Raw genomic sequence first — 1,321 nt, 5'->3', positions numbered from 1 at the left:
GAAGCTCCTATGGATGGTCAAGGGGTCTGTGGGAGGGGTTTGGGGGTGGTGTGCCGGTGGGTGAGGTGTTTGTAGACCTCGCGGGCGATGAAGCGTTTGAGGCAGCGCAGGATGTCTTTCTTGGACATGCCTTCGGTGGTGCGGCGGGCGACGTAGTCGCGGGTGCGCTGGTCGTACTTCATGCGGGTCAGGGCGATCATGTGGAGGGCGTGGTTGGCTGCTCGGTCGCCGCCGCGGTTGAGGCGGTGCCGGTCGGTGCGGCCTGAGCTGGCGGGGATCGGGGCTGCCGCGCAAAGGTGTGCGAATGACGCCTCGGAGGCGAGCCGTTCAGGGTTGTCGCCCGCGGTGACCAGGAGCTGGGCTGCGGTCTCGGTGCCGATGCCGGGCAGGGCGACCAGCTCGGGGGCAGCCGCGGCGACCAGTGGTTTCAGCTCGTTGTCGGCGTCGGTGATCTCGTCGGTCAGGTGCTGGTAGCGGCGGGCCAGGCGGCGCAGGGCTGTCCGGACCGCGCAGGCCGGGTGGTGGATGTCTGTGCCGGGCCGGGACCGGGAGAGCACGTTGATCAGGTCAGTGGTGGACAGCCCGCGCAGGCGTTCGCGGACCTCGCCGGGAGCGGTGACGATCAGGTTCCGGATCTGGTTGATGGTCTGAGTGCGGGACTTCACCGCTGAGCGGCGGACCACGCGCAGGGCGCGGATGGCCTCCACGATCCCGTCCCGGGTCTTGGGGGTTCCGGTGGCGCGGCCGGAGAGGACGGCGGTGGCAGCGGCGAACGCATCGAGGGGGTCCGACTTTCCGTTCGCCCGCCTCGCCCTGCGGTCAGGCCGGTCCACCTCGACCACAGTGAACTGGTGGTCCCGCAGGAAGCGGGCGAGTTCGGATCCGTAGGCTCCGGTGCCCTCGATGCCGACCGCGAGTACCTCGCCGTGTGAGCGCATCCATGCGAGCAGGCGCCGGTAGCCGCCGGGTGTGGTGGGAAACGATGCGGTGGCCAGGTGCCGGCCGATCGAGTCGATCACGGCGGCCTGATGGAAATCAGTGTGGGTGTCCACGCCGCCGACTACCGATATCGGGTCTGTCATGCTGGTCAGTGCTGCCTTCCGTGTGACGCGTGAGGACAGTGCACGCGCGCCGGTCGGAAAGCCGGACAAGACAGTGATGGGACCTTTGGCCGGGCTCCTATGAGGTCACTGGCCTTCCGACCGGCGACGCGCATGACGGCACCGCCCAGGCGGCCGACGATTCTGTCCAAAGACAACCAGAGCGTCAGTCAAGGGTCGGGTCAGACCTCCCAAGCGATGCCACCCCATCCTCACTGTCA

Annotated in this window: 1 protein-coding gene; it reads right to left on the bottom strand. The window is 68.3% G+C overall.

Annotated elements, in window-relative coordinates:
* Positions 1–17: 17 nt before the first annotated feature.
* A complete protein-coding gene (locus ACWV17_RS33800) occupies positions 18–1,082 on the bottom strand; it encodes an IS110 family transposase (protein WP_455362666.1) in 1,065 nt (354 codons plus the stop codon).
* Between the last annotated feature and the right edge of the window lie 239 nt (positions 1,083–1,321).

The sequence above is a fragment of the Streptomyces mabaensis genome (assembly GCF_053763515.1).
This window is presented reverse-complemented; position numbering and strand designations above follow the sequence as displayed.

Bases quoted from the DNA above. Each gene is read 5' to 3' on its own strand.
- ACWV17_RS33800 (WP_455362666.1), bottom strand. From the start codon at position 1,082: ATGACAGACCCGATATCGGTAGTCGGCGGCGTGGACACCCACACTGAT.